This is a genomic window from Dysgonomonas sp. PF1-14 (genome assembly GCF_029892965.1).
Classification (GTDB): Bacteria; Bacteroidota; Bacteroidia; order Bacteroidales; family Dysgonomonadaceae; genus Dysgonomonas.
Map to the genome: position 1 here is coordinate 1 of NZ_JARXWN010000028.1, position 21,849 is coordinate 21,849.

The 21,849-nt window shown below is 40.2% G+C and carries 19 protein-coding genes, 1 tRNA gene and 1 rRNA gene; 16 read left to right on the plus strand and 5 right to left on the minus strand.

The annotated features are described in order from the left end of the window. Positions 1–170 precede the first annotated feature (170 nt). The 5 genes from M2448_RS19705 to M2448_RS19725 all read left to right on the plus strand — a co-directional run bounded on the left by M2448_RS19705 (position 171) and on the right by M2448_RS19725 (position 4,100). The gene (locus tag M2448_RS19705) at positions 171–473 is read left to right on the plus strand and encodes a hypothetical protein (RefSeq protein WP_280647903.1); all 303 of its coding nucleotides are present in this window, start codon (positions 171–173) and stop codon (positions 471–473) included. A gap of 98 nt (positions 474–571) precedes the next feature. Continuing rightward, positions 572–1,249 (plus strand): response regulator transcription factor, encoded by a 678-nt coding sequence (locus tag M2448_RS19710; RefSeq protein ID WP_280647902.1) that lies wholly within the window; start codon positions 572–574, stop codon positions 1,247–1,249. After that, on the plus strand, positions 1,249–2,526 hold the full coding sequence (locus M2448_RS19715; RefSeq protein WP_280647901.1) for a HAMP domain-containing sensor histidine kinase: 1,278 nt from the start codon (positions 1,249–1,251) through the stop codon (positions 2,524–2,526). The genes M2448_RS19710 and M2448_RS19715 overlap by 1 nt, the downstream gene beginning before the upstream one ends. Before the next feature lie 109 nt (positions 2,527–2,635). Beyond that, entirely contained in the window at positions 2,636–3,562 is a 927-nt protein-coding gene (locus tag M2448_RS19720; RefSeq protein ID WP_280647900.1) for a hypothetical protein, read from the plus strand. A 100-nt stretch (positions 3,563–3,662) separates the two neighbouring features. Next, a complete protein-coding gene (locus M2448_RS19725; protein ID WP_280647899.1) occupies positions 3,663–4,100 on the plus strand; it encodes a PepSY-like domain-containing protein in 438 nt (145 codons plus the stop codon). Positions 4,101–4,198: 98 nt separating this feature from the next. On the opposite strand, the gene M2448_RS19730 is transcribed toward M2448_RS19725, so the two are convergent. Together M2448_RS19730 and M2448_RS19735 are read right to left on the minus strand one after the other, a co-directional pair. After that, a complete protein-coding gene (locus tag M2448_RS19730) occupies positions 4,199–4,444 on the minus strand; it encodes a hypothetical protein (protein WP_280647898.1) in 246 nt (81 codons plus the stop codon). Next, entirely contained in the window at positions 4,428–4,844 is a 417-nt protein-coding gene (locus M2448_RS19735) for a hypothetical protein (RefSeq protein ID WP_280647897.1), read from the minus strand. The genes M2448_RS19730 and M2448_RS19735 overlap by 17 nt, the downstream gene beginning before the upstream one ends. Before the next feature lie 85 nt (positions 4,845–4,929). Here M2448_RS19735 and M2448_RS19740 point away from each other — a divergent pair, with 85 nt between their 5' ends. The 4 genes from M2448_RS19740 (at position 4,930) to M2448_RS19755 (ending at position 8,800) form a co-directional block, all read left to right on the plus strand. Further along, entirely contained in the window at positions 4,930–5,487 is a 558-nt protein-coding gene (locus M2448_RS19740) for a hypothetical protein (RefSeq protein WP_280647896.1), read from the plus strand. A 363-nt stretch (positions 5,488–5,850) separates the two neighbouring features. Further along, positions 5,851–6,567 carry a hypothetical protein gene (locus M2448_RS19745; RefSeq protein ID WP_280648055.1) on the plus strand — a complete coding sequence of 239 codons (717 nt, stop codon included), beginning with the start codon at positions 5,851–5,853 and terminating at the stop codon, positions 6,565–6,567. Between the two features lie 37 nt (positions 6,568–6,604). Further along, a complete protein-coding gene (locus M2448_RS19750; protein WP_280647894.1) occupies positions 6,605–7,066 on the plus strand; it encodes a hypothetical protein in 462 nt (153 codons plus the stop codon). 111 nt (positions 7,067–7,177) lie between these two features. After that, entirely contained in the window at positions 7,178–8,800 is a 1,623-nt protein-coding gene (locus M2448_RS19755) for an IS1182 family transposase (protein WP_280647893.1), read from the plus strand. A 79-nt stretch (positions 8,801–8,879) separates the two neighbouring features. Here the strand turns inward: M2448_RS19755 and M2448_RS19760 are convergent. Both M2448_RS19760 and M2448_RS19765 read right to left on the minus strand, forming a co-directional pair. Then, positions 8,880–8,953, minus strand: a tRNA-Ala gene (locus M2448_RS19760). Between the two features lie 250 nt (positions 8,954–9,203). Beyond that, positions 9,204–10,094 (minus strand): LysR substrate-binding domain-containing protein, encoded by an 891-nt coding sequence (locus M2448_RS19765; protein WP_280647892.1) that lies wholly within the window; start codon positions 10,092–10,094, stop codon positions 9,204–9,206. A 149-nt stretch (positions 10,095–10,243) separates the two neighbouring features. On the opposite strand from M2448_RS19765, the gene M2448_RS19770 reads away from it, so the two are divergent. Together M2448_RS19770 and M2448_RS19775 are read left to right on the plus strand one after the other, a co-directional pair. Continuing rightward, positions 10,244–11,269 carry a YeiH family protein gene (locus tag M2448_RS19770; RefSeq protein WP_280647891.1) on the plus strand — a complete coding sequence of 342 codons (1,026 nt, stop codon included), beginning with the start codon at positions 10,244–10,246 and terminating at the stop codon, positions 11,267–11,269. 458 nt (positions 11,270–11,727) lie between these two features. Further along, entirely contained in the window at positions 11,728–13,017 is a 1,290-nt protein-coding gene (locus tag M2448_RS19775; RefSeq protein ID WP_280647890.1) for a site-specific integrase, read from the plus strand. Positions 13,018–13,294: 277 nt separating this feature from the next. Here the strand turns inward: M2448_RS19775 and M2448_RS19780 are convergent, their stop codons facing one another. Next, positions 13,295–14,218, minus strand: a complete 924-nt coding sequence (locus M2448_RS19780) for a helix-turn-helix transcriptional regulator (protein WP_280647889.1) — start codon at positions 14,216–14,218, stop codon at positions 13,295–13,297. 901 nt (positions 14,219–15,119) lie between these two features. Between M2448_RS19780 and M2448_RS19785 the strand changes: the two genes are divergently transcribed. The 5 genes from M2448_RS19785 to M2448_RS19805 form a co-directional block, all read left to right on the plus strand. Beyond that, positions 15,120–16,523, plus strand: coding sequence for an FISUMP domain-containing protein (locus M2448_RS19785; protein WP_280647888.1), 1,404 nt, complete (start codon positions 15,120–15,122; stop codon positions 16,521–16,523). Positions 16,524–16,547: 24 nt separating this feature from the next. Next, complete coding sequence (locus tag M2448_RS19790) at positions 16,548–18,383, plus strand: hypothetical protein (protein WP_280647887.1); 1,836 nt, start codon at positions 16,548–16,550, stop codon at positions 18,381–18,383. Positions 18,384–18,429: 46 nt separating this feature from the next. Then, positions 18,430–19,551: a hypothetical protein gene (locus M2448_RS19795; RefSeq protein WP_280647886.1), complete on the plus strand. Its 1,122-nt coding sequence runs from the start codon at positions 18,430–18,432 to the stop codon at positions 19,549–19,551. Positions 19,552–19,680: 129 nt separating this feature from the next. Next, a complete protein-coding gene (locus M2448_RS19800) occupies positions 19,681–20,997 on the plus strand; it encodes a thioredoxin family protein (protein WP_280647885.1) in 1,317 nt (438 codons plus the stop codon). A 769-nt stretch (positions 20,998–21,766) separates the two neighbouring features. Further along, a 23S ribosomal RNA gene (locus tag M2448_RS19805) occupies positions 21,767–21,849 on the plus strand; the annotation flags it as partial.

Sequence of the window (21,849 nt, forward strand, 5' to 3'; positions counted from 1 at the left end):
GGACACAAAGAAAAACCACAAAGGGCACGAAGTTTACATCATATATTTTGGAAAACAATTGATTACATACTATTTTTATATCGAACTCACGTTAAATACAAATTTTCTACAGAATCATGTCATATATTTGAAACATAAATCATATATAAACATAAATTGACATGAAAAGAATGATGTTTTTAATCGCGATAGCCTTTAGTCTAAGTGCTGTGAGCGTAGCCGGAAATAGTAGTACAATTGGTGGCGGAGGGAAACATGGACAAACCTATCATAAAGGAAATATTTCCCCAAAAGAATTGCCCAAAGCGATAACTAAGTACCTTAAAGAAAACTATGAGGGTTATACAATCCTAGTTTCTAAACGAAAAAATAACGGGAACTATTTTGTGAAGATTCGCTTTTCAGGGAATAGGCATTATTCATATTACAGAAGTCTGGTATTCGATAACGAAGGTAGGGTTATTAAGGGATAATGATAATTTATGGACTTATTGTGCCTGTACATCTGTTGTACAGGCTTAATTGTTTATCTTTATGCAGTAATTTGTGATTCTCAATCCGAAAAGCTATTATGAATCTGTTGATTATAGAAGATGAAGTAGATCTGTTGGAGTCGATAACGGCATTCTTATTATCAGAATCGTTTATGGTCGAATCTGTGACAACCTTCCAAATGGCAGAAGAGAAGATCGATTTGTACGATTATGACTGTGTGGTTGTAGATATAAATTTGCCCGGAGGGAGTGGCCTCAATATTATCCGCAAATTGAAGGCTAAGAACAAAGACGCGGGAGTGATCATTATTTCTGCACAAAATTCACTTGACGATAAACTTACAGGATTAGAAATAGGAGCCGATGATTATATGACCAAGCCCTTTCATCTTTCGGAACTGAACGCACGTATAAAGTCCATTATCCGGCGTCGGGGGCTGAAAGGCGCTAATGTGAAGAAATTTAACGAACTGACCATAGAATATGATACCCGCAGGTTTTTTGTGAACGATAAAGAGGTAATACTTACCCGCAAAGAATTCGATTTACTGCTATATCTGGTGATGAATGAAGACCGGGTGTTGAGTAAAGATGATATTGCAGAACATTTGTGGGGAGATAATATGAGTATTATAGCCGATTCGTTCGACTTTATATATAATCATATAAAGAATCTGAGAAAGAAACTCATCGACAACGGCAGTAAAGACTATGTGAGGACGGTATATGGTATAGGTTATAAATTCTCGGAATAATGAGCCTGATAAAACTAATACGTAGATACCTTTTCATATCCATACTGGTTGTTCTTCTGGTTGGTTGTATTTCGCATTTTCTGATATTCCGTTTCTTTATTCACTACTCCAGCGATCAGATGCTGAAGGATCAGAAAGCCAGAATAGAAAACTATATTATCAAGAATGACACTTTGCCACTGGCTCCGACTTTGGTGTTGAAGCCGGCCAGAATAGAGGAGACGGCAATAGAAAGTTTCCAGATGCTTCCGAAGGAAGTGTTTAGAGATACGGTGATGTACAGCGAAGAAACCGGTATTTTCACGCCATATCGTCAACTGTATTTTACGGTGTCTTATAAAGATAAATATCATTTGATAACGTTAAATCAGCCAACGATAATCTCGAACGATTTGTTTTATGCTATAGTCTCATCATTACTTATATTACTCATACTGTTCGTCTTATTTACTTATGTTGTCGAATATTTGTTGAAAAGGAATGTGTGGAAACCTCTGAACTATAATCTTCAGAAGTTGCATGAATATGATTTGAAGGCAAATACTGTGCTGGAACTGAATAATCCGGGTATTGCAGAATTTGATGAGATAAACGACGTAATCATGCGGATGGTGGATAAAATAAATGCAGACTATGAAAATTCTCGCCTTTTTACAGAGGATGCGTCGCACGAAATGCAAACCCCTCTGTCCATAATTAAGTCGAAGATGGACTTACTGATGCAAAATCCGACCTTGATGCAGGATGCCGAAAATGAAAGATCTATCGAGGCCATATCTCGGGCAGTATCCCGTTTGTCTCGTCTGAATAAGTCTTTGTTGTTGATTACGAAGATCAATAATGATCAGTATGAGCAGAAAGACGATGTCAGGCTTGACAAGAAACTCAGGCTATATCTGAGTGATCTGGAAGAATTATTCGAAGCAAAGAATCTTGCAGTAAAGACCAATGTTGAATCTTGTAATCTATATATAAATTCTAGCTTGACGGAAATCTTGCTTTCCAACCTTTTAAGTAATGCCGTCCGGCACAATCGAGCCGAAGGTTGGATCGATATATATTTGGATAAATATAACCTTATCATCTCCAATACATGTAAAATTGGGCAGGAGACATCAAATAATTTATTCAATAGGATTACCTTTCACAATAAAGTAGAAGACTCTTTAGGCTTAGGTCTGAATATTGTAAAGTCAATCTGTGACAAAAACGGATATACTATCGAGTATGACTATCCGGAAGAAGACATATTCAGAATAACAATCATTTTTCATTAATCTTTTTCAGTTGCTGTTTTTACAGATTTTCTACAGGTTTGCTATCTAGCTTTGTCGTACAATAGCACAAATAGAGTTAGTGTACGATTAATATTCAAATTAAAAGATTATGAAAAAAGTTATGTATTATATGGCCGTTTCAGCCATTATTTTATTTTCCGGCACTCTAGCGGGGTGTAGTGATGATAATGAAGTCAGTTTTGTTCCTGACGATGTAGAAGATGTTATTGAAGGGCCGTCTTCATCAGATGTTTTGGTATTACCTACCGGTGCTGCCTTTCTTGGAGACTCGATTCAGCAAATAAAAACATTCTCTTTGTCGGATAATAAAATCAAACTGGTCACTGTTTCCACGACTCAGAATGGACATATTTCCGTATTAGGAGGATATAAAGATCAATCGGCAGTTTATATATATGCCAAACCTGACGATGATGACAATTACAGATTGAGCGATGAACAGATAAAAAATATATTGGAGAAATATTATGTAGTAGAATCTTATGTGAATGACACTGAGATAGTAGCTAATATAATGGAAAAAGACGGGATTGCTCATGGTGCAGATTATCATAAGCTGAGAATCTCAATTAAATTATTTACACCGCAGAATATCTCTACTAAATTGAGTATCGGACGGGGAAGTATCATTGCTAAAAATGTATGTGGAAATCAACATACAGCCTCCTCTATATCGGGAACAATAAAATATATTGATTCATTCGGTAAGAATTTTGCTCTCACGTCCGAAACCGGGTATATAGGTATAATAAATACTCCGGCATCGCAGAGTATCGAAGCTAGGTTGGCAAAAGGTAACATCCTCTTTTCCCTGCCTCAAAGCACAAAAGCAACATTGTCTCTATCGTCATCTTCCAATGTGAATGCACACATATTAAATAGTTCTAACTTTAAAGGAACAAATATCCGTACAAAAGTAGAAGGAGCTCTTAATGGAGGTGGTTATAAGATCAGTGCAAACAGCGGCTTAGGCGTGATAAATCTTAAATGGTATCAAAATAATCAGAATGATTAATGTATATTTCAATATTGTTATAGAATGCTTAACAGATAACAATAGTAGAGAAATCATCGGACAATTGATCTTCTACTATTGTTAACTAAAATAGTCAGTGATGAAATTATATTGGGTGTCTTTTTTGTTGTTTTTTTATTGCTCGTTGAATGTATGTGCTTATTCATCAGTGATATATCAGGAAAAAGTTCCGCGAAAGATACAGGTTTTTCTGGATAAGCATTTTAGTAAATACGAAATAGAAAAGCTGAAGTATGAGGCAAAGGGTGGAGATTGTAAAGTGAAATATACCAATGGCATTAAGGTCAAATTTGATCACAATGGAGACTGGGAAGAGGTAGAAAGCGATTATACACCTCTGCCCAAGAGCATAATAGACATTTTGCCACATCCCGCAATCGACTTCATAGCCCGTAATTATCCTCGCAGACCGATATTGAAAATAAAACGTAAGTCAGACAGGTATGAAGTCGAATTAGATAGATCTCTTGATATAGAGTTTGATAATAGGGGGAATATCCTCAAAGTAGATAACTGATATATTTCTGGGACCGTTGGTTGCCCTAAACCCAAAAAGAAATGAAAAAGTCTTTAGCACCCCGCTTCATATGACGATCCGCAAAAGGGTTCAAAAAATTAAAAACTTTCAATAAGTTTCTGTTTTGTATCATGTACTTTAGTCTCCGATACCCAGAAACAATCTTCGAGAGTCGGATTTTCGTTATTTAAACTCCAATCCTTTATGAAACAATAGATTGTACTTTGCACTTTGTTAATGGACTGGCTACGCACTCCGGCAATTTCCCTTTGTACTAACTGCCCTGTTTTGAGGTTGATAAGCCAGACTATATCACCCTCATTGTACTTAGTTTTTAGCATCATTTGTATTGTTATTCAATGTTTTATACTTTTCTTTTTCTTCGTTCAGAATTTTATCATCTTCCTCTTCACTTACTATCCCATTGGCTTTATTAATGCGGTCAAAACTCCTTTGTCTTGCATTATAAATATCCTCAAAAAACTCACTATCTGGTACTCCATTAGTAACCATATAATAAGCTGCAATAGAGACATGAAGATAATTGCGCCCTTCTTCGGTTTTTATCAGGTCGTAAATGAATGTAAAAAGGGGATTATCTTCTCTATACCGAATATTCCAATTACCTGATACTGCGGCTATTTTGACAGATCGGAATCGTCCTTTCTCGAATGAAACGAGATAATTGCCGATCTGGGTAGCATTGCCATTTTTGTTTTTAAACTGACTTGATTTATTACTCATAACATGTTTTTTACTTAATAAAAGTGTATAATTTGTGCTTTTACATAATTGAACTCCTAATAAATGTAATATATAATCCTGACTGATGCAATTTGCAGTACCGCCGGATATGAAGTACATTTATGTAAACCATAACACAAACTTTACTTTGAAAATAAGAGCCGCTTTTGACGTAGGGAAAGATGGAGGTATTGTAATATTTCGTGATGAAAAATTGATATATAAAGGAGTCATGCCGACAATCGGGAATCAAATAGACTTATTAGGAATCCGAAAGATATTAGCAGAACTTGATAGCAATAATAGTCATTTCGCAGTAGAAGATGTACACGCTATATTCGGAGCTTCGGCAAAGTCCACCTTTAATTTTGGATGGTCTTTGGGTGTTTTGGAGGGTATGCTTGTAGGTATGGGAATACCTTATACCAAAGTTGCACCGAAGGAATGGCAAAAGCTTATGTGGCAAGGTGTACAACCTGTTTACAAATCGGGGAAGTCAATCGACACAAAAGCTACATCACTTCTGGCAGCAAACAGGTTATTCCCGAACGAAGATTTCCGAAAGTCGGAACGTGCGGAAAAGCCACATGACGGGATAGTGGATGCTTTACTTATGGCTGAGTATTGTAGGAGGAAATTTTGAAAAAAACTACTAATCATATAATTTTAAAATAAAATTGTATCTGAAACATTTTTTATTTTTATAAATATTTTTTATTTTTATAGTCATTGTATGAGAAACAAAAAGAATAAGCTAAGTCCAATTTTTTGTAATAACATTTGACCCATTTTTTAAATAGAGTTTTTAATTTAAAATGTATGATTATGAAAAAAAATAGGATTCTTATTGTTGACCGTTTTGGGTTTAGTATTTTTCACTGTAACCTGTTCCAATGAAGATAACTTTAGTGGAAATGATGTTGTTCCTGAATCTACATTAATCAAGAATCAGGCAAAGACTTTGGCATAAAATCATAATAAGGGGCTTGATTTTATTTATTCAAAATTGCTAAATTATGCCAAAACTAAATCTTTATCAGAAAGTGAGATAGATTACAATGAATTAGCTTTGGAATTAGCCGAAGAATATGCTGAAATTGAATATAGCGAAGCGGAAGCAGAAGTTACCGCCGAATTGGAAGCTTACTTGGAATCAAGTGAGTATTCTGTTGCCGAATTTGAAAGTTATACAAAATCTGATATGAATAGTCAGATGGGAGAACGAGAAAAATATTACATCGATAAAATCTATTCAAATGATGAGGCTTTATTTAACGGTAGTATGAACGAAGAACTTATGGATGAAATCGTAAGTGATAATTTACTGACAAAAGAACAGAAAGAGGGACTTTGTGCCTTTGTAAGCACTATGCAGTCATCCAGTGAGTATTGGGATGCTAACTATGATAACTGGATGGTACTTTTGACAGGTAAACAACAAACTAAATTTTCGTTTAAACAAAAACAAGTAATTTTTTCCGATTGTTGGTGGGGATGGTATGGAACAATAGCCTCTGGTGGTAACTTTGCAATAGGTGGTTGTGCTGGAATTGCTGCATCTTGTTTAACTGCTCTTAATCAGAAAGGTTCAGAAGAAATAGCCGTAAATCTTACAGAAGATGTTAGAGAAGAATATGCAATAGCAGAAATTGACGATTGGATTGTTCCTCCTTCAACAAAATTAAAAGAAGCTCAGGAAGCCTTTGAGATTGAAACTGAATAATTGTGTTTTTGTTTATTTAATATAAAATTGTAATATTATGCAAAAGAGAAATATAATTAATGGGTTGCTCGGAGCTATTGGATTTTTAATTGTAGCATTTATCGCATTTTCTTTAAGGTTTGGCTTATCATGGTGGACATCATCGGAAAATGAAATGCTTATGTTTTTTCCTATATGGGCTGTTGTTGCATTATATGTAGGGTATAGTGCTTCCTCGCATTATTACAAAAAAAAGGCGATGTACTTTAAGGAAGAATATGAGCCTGAAACAGCAGCTAATAATTGGAAATTATATAAAACATTCATGCTATCTAAATTTTTGAATATAATAGCTAAATTATTTGCTATAATGACTCCATTCTATATTTTAGCTTATATAGATGAGTCGGAAATGCTAAATTCAAGTCCCCTTCTCATTATTACTTTTGCTGTAATTTCTGTCGTATGTTTTATATCAGGCAGAATAATACAAAATAAATATATAGTAGCTAAAGATTAGCTAATATTATAATTTTATTGCAAACGAGGCTGTCCCATAATTGGATCAGCCTCTTATTTTTTTGTGTTATTCGTTAAAATTAGGTATCTTAACGTTGCTATACAACACGTTATGAAGATACGATTTAAAGAACTAAATTCCAATCAAAGCGTTCTGTTTCCTTCCCATATATTAGAACGCATCCCCGAGAATCACCCTGTTTTGCTTGTCAATGAGGTTGTTGATCAGTTAAATCTCGAGAAACTATTTTCCAGTTACCATAAGAGAGGAGCCAGCTCTTACCATCCGCGTATGTTAGTCAAGGTCTTGTTCTATGCTTACCTGTGTAATATTTATTCCTGCCGTAAGATAGCCAAGGCTTTACAAGAAAACATTTATTTCATGTGGCTCTCGGGTAATAGTACTCCCGACTTTCGTACCATCAACCGCTTTCGGGGCGAAGGTCTAAAAGAAGATATAAAAGAGTTATTCACTCAGATTGTGCTGGTATTACAGCAATCCGGTTATGTAAGTTTGGATGTCCAGTATATCGATGGCACCAAGATTGAATCAGCTTCCAATGGCTATACCTTCGTTTGGCGTGGCAGTGTGGAAAAACACAAGACCAAACTTGAAGATAAGATCCGTTCAGTCTTATCTTTAGTTGATAAGCATATCGAACAAGATAAGCAGGCAGAATGTATAGGTGATACCCCAAAGCCCATCGATAGTGACTTACTTCGTTCCAAAGTCAAGGAGTTAAATACCCGTTTGGACAAGATGGGTAAGATAGAGCGTAAACAGATCCGGCAGCTTCAGGAGGATTATCTACCTCGTTTAGAGAAGTATGAAAATCAATTAGACAAACTAGGAACCCGTAACTCTTACAGTAAAACTGATGAGTCTGCCACTTTCATGCGCATGAAGGAAGACCATATGAAAAACGGTCAACTAAAACCTGCTTACAATGTACAGATAGCCACCCAAGAACAGTTTATTACCAATCTTGGGATTTACCAACGAGCCGGAGATACTGCTACTTTACCATCCTTTTTACTAGACTTTGAAAATTCTTACCACAAACAGTCCAGAATAATAGTAGCCGATGCCGGATATGGAAGTGAGCAGAACTATGAGTTTATGGAAGATAACCATATAGAAGCATTTGTTAAGTACAACTACTTTCATAAAGAACAGAAACGGGCATGGAAAAAAGATGCTTTTGCAGTGCAAAACCTATTCTACAACAAAGACCAAGACTTTTTCATCTGTACGATGGGACAGAGACTAATCAATATCGGGCAAAAGAAAAGCAAATCAGACTTAGGCTATATCTCCACTGTGACCCGCTATCAGGCTCAAAATTGCAATGATTGCCCTCTTAGGGGCTTATGCCACAAATCAAAGAATAACCGAATTATAGAAGTCAACTACAAACTTGGTGACTATAGGAAGAAAGCTAGAGAACGCTTAATATCAGAACAGGGAATTTATCACAGAGGAAAACGATGTATAGAACCCGAAGCGGTATTTGCTCAGATAAAACACAATCATCAGTTCAACAGGTTTAGATTAAGAGGATTGCAGAAGGTAAATATAGAGTTTACCCTGATAGCTATTGCCCACAACCTAAGAAAATGGACGAAAAAACTGTCAAAACACCTATTTTTCTCATTTATCCAATTTTTGTGCCTGGTATTTTCTAATAAACAAGGAGAAAATACAGAATCATACACGATGAGATTGGGAGCATAAAAAAAGGCATCTCAATTATGAGACACCTCCTTTTGTCTCTTTTTGTCTCTTTTTGTCTCTTTTTGTCATAGTACACAAGTGGAGAATAACGGATTCGAACCGTTGACCCCCTGCGTGCAAGGCAGGTGCTCTAGCCAGCTGAGCTAATCCCCCGATTGTATTCTTTTTTAAGGTAATGTAATCAAAGTAAAAAACTCATTTACCTTTGATCGCTGCGCTATAATCAAAACAGGTTTTTACCAGTCTCCTATTCAGACCAACCACTCTTGGCAAGCGGATGTAAAAATATTATTTTTTTCTGAAGCAGCAAACTCTTCCGCTATTTTTTTTGCTGTTATTCTCAGTACTTTTCTATAGAGATACATTGAGAATTAAGGTAATACTGATTTGAAAATCCGGGACATCACTCCTTATTAGTTAAGCAAAATTCGATGAATTTATTGACCAAACCGTTTTGTTTTCCTTGCGGAGAGATAAAGTTGAATGTGCGGATGATATCCAAATCATCAATATCGATTATCTGAAAATAACCCTCCTTAACTTCCCGCTTTATGGCATATACAGATACAAGCCCCATACAGTTGCTATTTGCCAGAAAGTTCTTAATGCTCTCGGTACTACCCAGATATACCTTCACATTCATGTCTTTTAGTTTTATCCGATGCTTTTGCAGCTCATTTGTAATAATATCTAAAGTTCCGGAACCGGTTTCTCTCAGCACTAGAGGTGTCTGCTTCAATTCTTCCAGTCCGAGCTGTTGTTTTTTCGCTATGGGTTGGGATGTATGTGCAAAAGCGACTATCTCATCTTTCATGAATGGAACGTATTTAAACTCTTTCCGCCCTATATTTCCTTCCACTATGCCTAAATCAATTTTATGAGACAAGACGTCCTTCTCTACATTCATTGTATTACCGTTGTACAACGAAATTTCAATTTCAGGATATTTCTTATTAAATTTTGCCAGTATAGGCGGAAGTATATATTGTTCGATGGTAGTGCTTGCCCCTATTTTCAACTCGCCAGAAAATGATTTTCTCAATAGCCCTATTTCATATTCTATTATTTTATATTCAGCTGTAACCTGCTCGGTATATTTCAGTAATATTTCTCCGGCTTTGGTCAGTGATATGCCGTTCGGATCCCTGTCAAACAAACTGATACCTAAAGAGTTTTCCAGTTCCTTTACATTGCTTGTTACGGCAGGCTGTGTAATATGCAATTCCTTAGCCGCTTTTGTAAAACTCAGGTTGACTGCTACCGAATGAAAAACGTGTAATCTAAAATTAAACATAGGCAAGAATTGTCGTTTATTGAATGGCTACTAATGTAAGAAAAGAAGCTGTTCGGCTATAATTAATACTTATGACCCATAAGAATAAAAAAGAAACAAATATAGCAAATATACCATACATTTGGAGCATCAAACAAAACGAGAATAATATGAAAAATAAAAAAGTACATACCATTCATGGTATATTATTCGTAGCACTATTTGCTTGTGCTTCTTTTTATATCGCTGATTTTCACATTTTCAAATATTTATCCCTAAGCCCGCTTATTATTGGTATCGTTATAGGTATGATTTATGGCAATACCCTGAAAAAGAACATGCCTGAAGAGTGGTTGCCCGGAATCACATTCTCTTCGAAGAAGCTTTTAAGGTTAGCTATTATTCTCTATGGTTTTCGGCTGACGTTTCAGAATGTAATGTCGGTTGGGCTTTCGGCAATCGTGATTGATATTATCATCATAGTGGGTACATTGTGTTTGGGATTATTGCTGGGGAAGATAATGAAAATGGATAAAGAAATAACCCTGCTTACCAGTACAGGTAGTGCTATCTGCGGTGCTGCTGCCATTCTGGGGATGGAGCCCGTACTGAATAACAAACCTCACAAAACGGCAGTCGCCGTATCCACAGTCGTTATTTTTGGTACTATCGCAATGTTTCTATACCCTTTATTGTACAAAAGTGGTATTGTAGACTTTACTCCCCAGCAATGGGGAATTTATACAGGCGCCACAGTACACGAAGTGGCTCATGTAGTTGGAGCCGGCAACGCCATGGGAGAAAGCGTCTCTGAAGTCGCCATTATCGTGAAAATGATAAGGGTTATATTCCTGGCTCCGGTGTTATTAATCTGTGCTTTGATAATCGGACGTGGTGCGAAAGCAAGTACAGGTAATTCAGGAAGTGGTATCAAAATAACCATCCCTTGGTTTGCTTTCGGCTTTATTGCAGTTATCGGTTTCAATTCCCTGAACTTATTACCTCAATCCGTTGTAGATGGCATTAACTATATCGACACCTTCTTGCTGACAATGGCTATGACTGCCCTTGGTATAGAAACTCATTTGCGAAAATTTAAGGAAGCCGGTGCAAAGCCTTTTTTACTCGCTTTTATACTGTTTATATGGCTGATCTTTGGCGGATATTTCATCGTTAAATATATTCCGCTATTTTAGTAACTGTTTAAATTTGACCGAAAATATTTCATATAATTATTTCAGATTATTCTTTGGCTCTTATTTTTATTCTTTCTTCTCTATTTTCTACATTCTATTCTTGGTTTAGCCCGCTAAACCTGCGAATAAAAAGAAAAAAATATATTTGAAATAATACAAAATAAGATTGTCAATCAAATTTAAATAGTTACTTAGATTGTCTGAATACAGAAAGACTGGCACTTTCCGAATTACAGACTGACATCCTCTTTTTTTATATAGAAAAAATCGAAGTGTCGATTGATTTTAAATATAATCTTGTTTTATCCTGTAGCACATTCAGTTTTCATATTTGCCAAATCAAGGCTCAGTATAGGTAATCCCTAATTTTTACTCTTTTTTTTCGAAGATTTTCACATAGTTTTTATCTTTGTTTTTGAGAGAGGAATCAAACGTTTAATTACAAAAAGAGAACAACTATGTCGAGTCTAATTTTTTACCTTCGCGCCTCGAGCCGTGGGGATACCTTCCCCGGCCGTTTGTGCCTGCGTCTGGTACATCAACGCAAGAGTAAAACCCTTGCCAGTCCCTATCGTCTGTATCCCGAAGAATGGGATGCTCACTCACAATCGGTAACAGGAAGCAGCGATGTTGCCCGTCTCCAGATTTTGGAAGACACCTCCCGTTACATCCTGCACACCCGGGAGCTGTTCGGGCAGATCAGCCAAAGATTTTCAGATCGTGCTTATTATAGCATCCAGGAAATCGCCAGCCAGCTGTGTCCAGTCCGGTACAATAAGGACAGTCTGGTGGACTATGCCCGCCGTCTGTCAGTCCAGCTCTCGTCATCGGGTCGTGAGCGTACTGCCCGGGCTTACCGTTCGTCCATGAACAAGCTGCTGGGTTTTATCGGCAAGCGCGACATCCGCTTCGCTGACATTACCCCTTCACTTATTCTAGCCTTTGAAGACTACCTGAAGGCTTCGGGTAAAAGCCCGAACACCATCTCCTTCTATATGCGCAACCTGCGTGCAGTCTTCAACAGGGCCGTAGAAGAGAACTTGGTCTCGGGACACAAGATGCCCTTCACCGGTGTCTTTACTGGTTTTCATAAGACGGCTAAACGGGCGTTGGATACCTGCCAGATGAAGAACCTGCTGGAACTTCCCTATCACTGCTACCTGACAAGGGGAACTTCTCCTTGCAATCTGCAGGAAGAGAAGATGTACACCGCCTGGCGGTATTTTACCTTCTGTTTTCATGCCCGGGGCATGTGCTTCGTGGATATGGCCTACCTTCGCAAAGACAATATCAGGGATGGTGTCATTCACTATTATCGTAAAAAGACAGGAGGATTGATAGAAGTCAAGCTTACCCCCTTCTTACGGTCTATACTGGATAGTTTTCGCCGCGAAGTAATCGATTCGCCTTACCTGTTTCCGGTCATTACCACCGAGGACAAGGATCGCCTGCAATATGAGACAGGACTACGCACGCAGAACAGGCGCCTGAAAGAACTCGCTCACAAGGCAGGTATCAGTACAAAGTTATCGACCCACGTTTCACGCCATAGCTGGGCTTCTATCGCCAAGAGTGAGAACCTGCCCCTGTGGGTTATAAGCGAAGGCTTGGGACATACCAATGAGAAGACGACGTACACCTATCTTGCCAGCCTGGAGCGATCGCGTCTGGATATGGCCAATGAGATGATATATGCCGCCGTTCGCTCACGTGCAAGCCCTGCTATAAATGTTAAAAAAACGATATAGTCTGTGAAAGATTTACTGTTTATATATTGTTTATTATAAATGTTTTATATCGGAATTTTACAGCCGGAATCTCAGAATTGGAGAACTCGTAAAAATGTTAAAGTATTGATTGATAGTAGGCTGTGTTCGGGATTTTTTCTACTTTTGTAACTGAATGGTTAAACTTCAAAAAAAGTCCGTCACTTTCTAAGTGACAGATACCAACAGTAAAACAGCCTTATTTTGTTGCCGACAAATTTATACTATTTTTCCCTTACAAGGGGGTGTTTATTTAAATCTAAATTCTATCCATTTCCGCCATTGTTATTTTTTTTCTGATCTGACCAGGTGTTTGCCCAAAATTCTGTCTGATAAATTTAATAAATGCCGGGTGTGAACTAAAACCAAATATCATACCTATCTGCTTGAGACTCAAATCACTTGTTTTGATACAATGATAGGCTTCCCGTGCCCGTTGACGGCGCATCCATGCATAAGGAGCACATTGGAATACCTTTCGGAATTTTTTCTCAAATCCGGAAACCGTATATCCCATGGCCTGTGCCAGGTCGGTCAGGTTGTTGTAGCGGGTATAATTACTCATCACGAATTGTGAGAAGTAGGTATCAGTGGTCAGAGCTGTGGCAAAGAAGCGTGCCAGCTGCTCTTTGGAATAAAATGCCCGCAGGATAAACATCAGTTCGCGCACTTTACCCTCATTGTAGTATCTGCACCTGAGCCCTGCCCTGTAGCATAGGTTGAGTAGTTCCAGATAGCGCTCCATTACCGGATTCACGTTGAGTAGGTAAGGGCAATCCTTCTGCGATATGCCCTTTCCTTCCTCTTGGCTTGCACCTATGTCATTATGCAGCCCCTTACTCTTATATGTGCTGGTTTTCAGGTCTTCGAGCCGAAAACAATCACAGAGTTGTATTTTTTCATATAGGCGTATGATCGTTATATGCGTGTCTTTTACAATACTGCACGACAGGCTCCGATTGGCCGGTAGAAAAAGTATCTGCCCGCTGTGGATAGGGTAATAGCCAGTCAGGGCGGCAGAGCATTCGAGCTCTCCCTCCGATACAAAAATCAGTTTATTGACCCAGGGCTGTACCTCACAGCTGTCGCCCTGCCTGTAAAAAATCTCTTCTATGGACGGACGTTGTCGGTTGTCATAGTTAGGACAATCCAAGTGTTCTCCGGCATATAGTAATTCTGCCATGCTTGTTACTGTTTTAATACTTGTTTATTAGTTATATACGGTTTCATATCCGGAATGTTTGACAAATGTTGTACAAATCGTTCCTATCTCTCTTTTGCATCTGTTTATCTCCTCTCTAATCAGGAGATTTCGGGCACTTATTTCATCTACCTGTCACTTAGAAAGTGACGGACACAAAAAGACAAGGTAAAGACTGAAAAAAACGATGAACACAAATCTGTTTAGCAAAAAAGAATTACACTATAAAAGAGAACTGCCGACGGAGAGTTTCCGCCAATACCAATGCATAGAAATAAGCAAGGCCGATACTGCGGCTACTGCCAAAGAAATAAAACTTCCGGGGAGGGAGAGTATATTATTGTTTTGTTTGTCTTTATCAATAATGTTGTCTTATTTGTCTTCATTAAACCGGCTGCCGCTCGTGAGAGTAGTAAGGCGGTACCTCCCCGTAGAAAACACTCCTTTTTGCTTTCCTTGCGCAGGCGGGAGAAAGAAAAGCCTGCCGAAAGGCAAGGCGCATGGGAGTCCAACCTTCGCACTTCGATTATATATGTTCAAGCCTGTCCGGGGCAAAAGCATTCCCCGGACTGTTGTTTCTTGCGGCAACTACTGGGTAAAGGATAAGGCCCGACGATGGGGACGGGACTTATCAGCTAATATGTGTCATTTAAGAAAAACCTTCAGACTTTACAAGTACATTTCAAAGCAACCTGTCCGGATACTACATACCCCATTTCTGTTCTCTGATTCCTCTCCGGACAGTTGCTTTCTTATACCACGAACAGTTGTAGGTGATGAAAAACCAAAACCAGAATATGCACACTTTAAATTATTAAATTATATCAACTTGCCCCGCTTGCTTCCTATTTGGGCGTGAGTAGGGGTTCAATACTAATTTTTTATGAAAACAACCAAGACACAAAACAGATGTAACTGCAAGGCCAGAACAAGGCCGATTACCTTTATGCTGGCCTTGCTACTATTCTTTTCGGGGATGAAGGCTCAGGTCACCATCGGAGACCTTACTGAACCGAAAGAGTTCTCAGCACTGGAAATTGTATCACCCGAGGGTACAGGTGGTATGCGCCTGCCTCAGTTGACAACAGCACAACGGCAGCAACTCGAAGGTTCGGATGCCTTTATTCTGGCAAAAACCGGCAAAGCCAAAGGGCTCACCATCTTTAACACTACCACCAACTGTGTGGAAACATGGAACGGCGCAGAATGGATAAGCATGTGTGCGCAGTTGAAGTTCAGCCCCAATTACAATGTAAACTCCGGAACCACCGAATTAAATCTTAAAGGTGTGTTTGTTAAAGGCACAGGCGATGATAAGAAACGGGGCACCGATGTTGTCCACAGCAGTATGGCTGTCGGGGTATTCCGCTATACCAACGGGGTAGAACAATCGTATCCGGGACTAGACTATACTGATGACAATAGTGGAGTGAAAGTAACTATTCCTCCTACAATATTGGTCAATGGCAGCGGCGAACTGACAGTAAGTGTAGAAGGAAAAGTTTCGCCTGACTATGCCGGAAAAGCCTTCGACATACCTGTCACCGTAATCATATCGGGAGTAAAACACCAACTCTATGTGCGTGTGAACGCAGGATGTGGTGCATACACCAAAGCCAAAACTATACCTTCACTGGACGGCGACCTGGCATGGCTGCAATTTCAGTGCTTCAATCTGGGGGCAAATACCAACTTATCAAACCCTTTTCAGTATATAACGGGCAATGCCGACGGTAGCGGAGGCACTTTAGGCTATCTCTATCAGTGGGGACGGCGAACCGACGGGCATCAGTTGCGTACCAGTACAACTACTGATATAAAGTCGGCATCGATCATCCCCAACCACTCCAATTTTATAACTTTCAATCCCAGACGTCCGGAAAACCACCCCGATTGGTATTCAGAAACTGCAAACAACACCATACGTTGGGGAGATGGTACAGAAAATTTCAATATGCAAAAAGGTCTAAGTGACCCCTGTCCTGTCGGTTGGAAAGTTCCAAGTCAAGCGCAATGGTTTTCTCTTGAGAGATTTTCTGACGGAAAGGATGCTAGTGATAGCTATATGTTTGGTGAAGCTCTTTATCTTCCGAAAGCCGGCATACGTTCGGTAGATGGCACCCTTAATTCCTCAGAGCACTATTATTGGTCTTCTGAGGCTTATAATTCGTCTAACACTTCTGCTGCTGTTGGCGGAAAGGCTATAAGGCTTCAATCCAATGGTTATCCTGCCCGATACGGGGCTTTCTCACCGCAAGGTAATTCTGTAAGATGTGTAGCCAATTAATTGTATAAAAATAAAATCAAAAATATGACAACCAAAATAGAACGATTTAACAAATGGTGGTTAATGCTCCTGTTGGTTTTAGCACCTATGCTACAGGCTCAGGTCACCGTAGGGGGCAATACCCCTCCGCAGGAATTCTCCATACTGGAGGTACTATCGAACGAAAAAAGAGGGCTGCGCCTGCCACAACTCACTGCCGAGCAACGGCAAATTCTCGAAGACTCGGATGCCTTTAAAGCTGAGATTGATGGCAAAGCCAAAGGTCTTACCATCTTTAACACTACCAACCACTGTATGGAAACCTGGAACGGTGAGCAATGGATAAGCATGTGTAGAGAAGAAGTTTGTGAGCCTATTACCGATGTAAGAATTAGTGGTTCCACAGTCATCTGCCAAGGTGATGCCTCTACTATTACCCTGACGGCAACCACATCGGGCGGTAGTGCAGTATCTTACGAATGGTATAAAGACAATTTGCTGGTAAGCACCACAACCGAAAACACTTACGCTGTACCTGCTGCAATAAACAGTACGGCAGGCATACATATCTACGCAGTGAAGGCCATAAATGAGTGCTCGACCTGGACAAGTATGGCAACCTATGTGGCTGTGAATGCATTGCCGTCAGCACCATCGGTAACAGCTTCGGTACAAGCAGTAGCGAACACCTCATTCACATTGTTGGCTACACCGCCAACAGGGTGCGAAATTGTTTGGTACACGGAAGCTACGGGCGGAACGGCAGTCGCCACAGGAAACTCATACACGGTGACAGGCGGACTTGCGGCAGGGACATATTATTATTACGCCGAATCACGCAACACATCTTCAGGTTGTACATCATCTACAAGGAGTATGGTAACGGTAAGCATGCCTGTATTCTCACCTATTTATAATGTAGACTCAGGTACAACCTCACTGAATACGAGCGGAATCTTTATTAATGGTACCGAAGATAACAAAACCCGTGGAACCGGAGTTTCACATCCGACAAGGGTAGCAGGAGTATTCCGTTATACGGGTGGTGACGGAAGAGCATTCAGCGCAGTATCTACTACCGTAAACGGCATCACTGTCACTATTCCTGCCGGAACATTGGCTAACGGCGAGGGGCGATTGTCTGTTCGTGTTTCGGGTAGCCCGGCAAGAACCATGGCAGGTAAAGCGTTCGACATACCGGTTACTGTAATCGGTCAGCAACTTTATGTGCGTGTCAGTGTAGGGTGTGGGGCATATACCAGTGAGATAAGAACAATTCCATCGACAGGAGGTGATCCTGCCTGGTTACAGTTCCAGTGCTATAATCTAGGAGCAAACATGACAGTCTCTCCGTTAGTAGCAAATGCTGCTCTGATAGGCAGTTACTACGCTTGGGGGCGAAAGACAGTCACTTATGAGAAGTATCATACAGCCAATAAAGCTGGTTGGGGCGACGGTAAGGATTATACACTCGATCAAATATGGAATAATTCGCTTAATCCCCCTAAGGGGCCTAACGATCCATGCCCATCGGGTTGGAAGATACCAAGCGCAAGCCAAATAAGGTCACTTTTCACTTTGGATAATATTAGCTCTAATGAACCTGCTAAAGCAACTTCTAACAAGTGGACCAAAGTAGGAACAATAGAGTTGAATTCGGTATCCGGATACCGTGTAGGGTCTGCGTTGTTTTTTCCAAACTCTGGGTACCTATTCAATGCGAACTATCCTCAGGCAGCCGGAGTAGACTTACACACCTCAACTGCTTCATCATCAACCGGAGGCCATTGGTGGTTAGTTGGAACGAATGATAAAGTTTATTACCTTAATAATTCAGGAAACAACGGTATGCACCGTCCAATACGTTGTGTGGCAGAATAATGATTATACAGCTAAGAATAGTAAAGAAAGTATAACTAAACAAATTATGAAAAAAATATTAATATCAATTATATTACTTCTTGCGGCAGGGCTGCCTGTTCAGGCACAGGTAACCGTTGGTGGAGATACCCCTCCACAGGACTTCTCCGTACTGGAGATATTGTCGAACGAAAAGGGAGGCCTGCGCCTGCCGCAACTCACTGCCGAAGAGCGACAGACACTCGAAGATTCAGACGAATTCCAAGCAGAAAAAACGGGACTGGCGCTAGGGCTCACCATCTTCAATATGACGACCGACTGTATGGAAACGTGGAACGGTGCGCAGTGGATAAGTCTGTGTGGAGGCCCTACTATTAACCTAAGTTGCGGAACAGCCAGTATGAGCGTGATTAGTGGAGTGAAAGTCACTAAAGACAACACTTTCAGCATACCTTACTCGGGCATGAAAGGAGGCAGTATTGTGCTGACTGACAATCAGCCACTGGGAACAGCTACCAATGGGCTTACAATAGTGGCCAACGGTGCCCAGACACTTAATGAAGGAACGGGAACGATAAATATAAAAGTAACCGGTACGCCTACTGCGACGAGTGTTAAAGACAACATTGATGTCTCTTATACTATTGCCAACCAAACCTGCATAGTTGTGGTTACAATCTACAAATGCCCGGGATATATGGCTGTAGGTGGAGAATATACGGTGTTACCGTCTGCTCTGGATGCAAAAGGTTATCTGAGTTATGCAACGCGTGAGCAGACTTTCTCACAGATATCCCCTAAGTTTAAAGCCACGGGTAAGGATGTTTGCTTCTATAAGACCGATGTGTTGAATTCGAGTGGTACGTCTGCTCTTCAAATATGGGCTCCGGTTAAGGGCGGATGCGCTAATGGCTATCAGGGAGCAAACAGCTACATCGATGCCGAACACCGCAGTATGGGTTGGAGAGTTCCTACTATTGTCGAGTTGGGTGCACTGCAAAGTATCCACTCTACACTCTCTACCCAAGATATTTCCGCACCGGGTACTGTCAACCTGCATTCTAACTTCTACTGGAGTAGTAATGAGTCTAGTAGTACCGTCAAATGGACTTGGGACTATGCTTTCCACTTTGCGTACAGGTTCGATAGGGCGGGCAACTACTATACTCGTTGTGTGAAGACTTTTTAAGACAATTAATAAATAATCAACCGGTGCACATTGTGCATCACCCGCAGGCGGCTGATACCTGCCTGCGGGAACAAGAAATAAGCCCCTTCTGCAGAGAGGGGGAGGGAGGTGAATTAAATTAAAATATTTATGTATAAATTAAAATATTTATGCGTTGGCGTCTTGGTGTTTTTCTTTCCATTTATGCTGAACGCCCAGCAGGTGCAATTGCAATCACCACCATTGGCAGGCAAGGAAGCCAAGTTGTATTATTATACCGGAGCAACCGGCGATTCGCTGTTGTCGGTGGTAGACAGTTCGGGTAAGGCTAGCTTTGATATCCCTTCGGGCAATTACAGGGGTATGGCGGCACTGATAGTTCCCGGTGCAGGCGGCGTGGAACTGGTGGTTGCAGAACCTACCGTCATAGTCGAATGTGCCGACAACGAACTGAATACCCAGACAGTCGGCTTTGCCCAATCTAAAGAAAACAATTTTCTCAAGCATATCTTTACCGCCCAAAGCCGCTCTATGCAGCAGCAGGCATGGTTACAGGCGGGCAGCGAACTGCTCGATGCCAATTCTCCCCTTTTGTCTGCCATTCCACCCGAACTCATTAAGGTCAATGCTTCTATGCAGGCTCTGGATAAGGAGATTGCTTCATCTGAGCTCTATGCAGCCCGCTATTACCGTCTGGCAGACTTTATGAACCGCCTGTTCGACACCGAGCAGAAACGTGACAGCGAAGGAGCTAAAGCGATACGGCAGGAGATGGAAGAATCGGTGGACATAACCTCGCTCTATCATTCGGGACAACTATGGGGCAGTGTGCTCAACTTCTACCTGAGTCTGTTCAACCATACGGCAGGAACGGACAAGCAACAGCAGTATGCGGCATCGGTACTCAAAATTTCGCAACGCCTCCCGGCTTCCTCTTATGAGGCCTTCCTTGCGGGTTGTGTCACCGAAACCGAACGCTTTGGCTGGCAAGAGGCACAGGATGGCATCCTCGCAGGACTGCATCCGCAGTATATTCCCGACCACCGCAACCTTCAACGCGCCTTAGGCGCATACCGCGCCCGAAACAGTAAAACTATGCCGGCACTTGTCGGATTAGCAGAGGCTGATACACCCTATACGAAGACTTTGCTTGCTTTCTACGATTCGGATTGCGGCAACTGTGTCAATGAGATGTTCCGCTTGGTAACAGTTTATCCCAAACTGAAGGATAAAGGTATTCGGGTGGTGTCCATAGCTGCCGATAAGGACAGGGAGAAGTACGAAAATGGTATCAAGGACTTCTTGTGGAAAGACAAGTTGTGCGATTTCGAAGGCTTTGAAGGGGTAAACTTCTCCAATTACAATGTTATCGGTACACCTTCATTCTACTTGCTGGAAAAAGATGGGAAGTTATCCGGACAGTTCTTCAAGGTTGAGGATATAGTGTTGACAATAGAAAACAACTAAGAGTCTGTTTAAATTTTATTCGTTTAGGTTTTCAGAACTATTTTTGGAATGATTTTTTCTTATCTAAAGCGCGAATAGCGGGCTATTCAAGCTGAAGAAAGGGGAAAATCGGACAAAAAGAGACTGAAAATGAACGAAAAAAGAACGATAACAAAATATTTTGGTAAAATCTAAACAGGCTCTAAGTATGATATGTGCTTTTTTAGCATACCATTTGAGTTGTGTCTGACTACGACATTTCCTGATTTTAACCTGAAAAATAATGTAAACTCCGCTTGTTACCAATAAAAATATGAAAACCTCTAACAATAATAATTTGTATCTATACTTGATCTTTCATTTTTTGTGTCTTTATGTTTTTGTAAATCAGGCAGGGAGTAATAAACAAGAAAAATACCCGATAAAAAAGTTTGGAATTTGTTTTTAAAATACTACCTTTGCATCCGCATTCGGGAAAAGCGATTTGATTTTAGGATACAGAGTGCTGTATTGTTGCAGAATCGCTACGGATTTTAGGAGTATAGTCTAGGAAGGTAATTCTGAGGAGACTTTGGTCAACGGTTCGAATCCGTTATTCTCCACTTGATTTAATTAAGACTTATGACTGATGACTGATGAATCCAATCAGATTCATAATTAATAATTCATAATTAATAATTAAACAAACGATCTTTGACATGATGTAAAAAAAAGAGCAAGTGAAGTTAGTTTATTTTTATATAGACTATCAAACCCACGTATCATATTATATATAATGCGTAAAAGAATAAAGAAAGTAATAAAGGGCACATGGGGGATGCCTAGGCTCTCAGAGGCGATGAAGGACGTGATAAGCTGCGAAAAGCTAGGGGT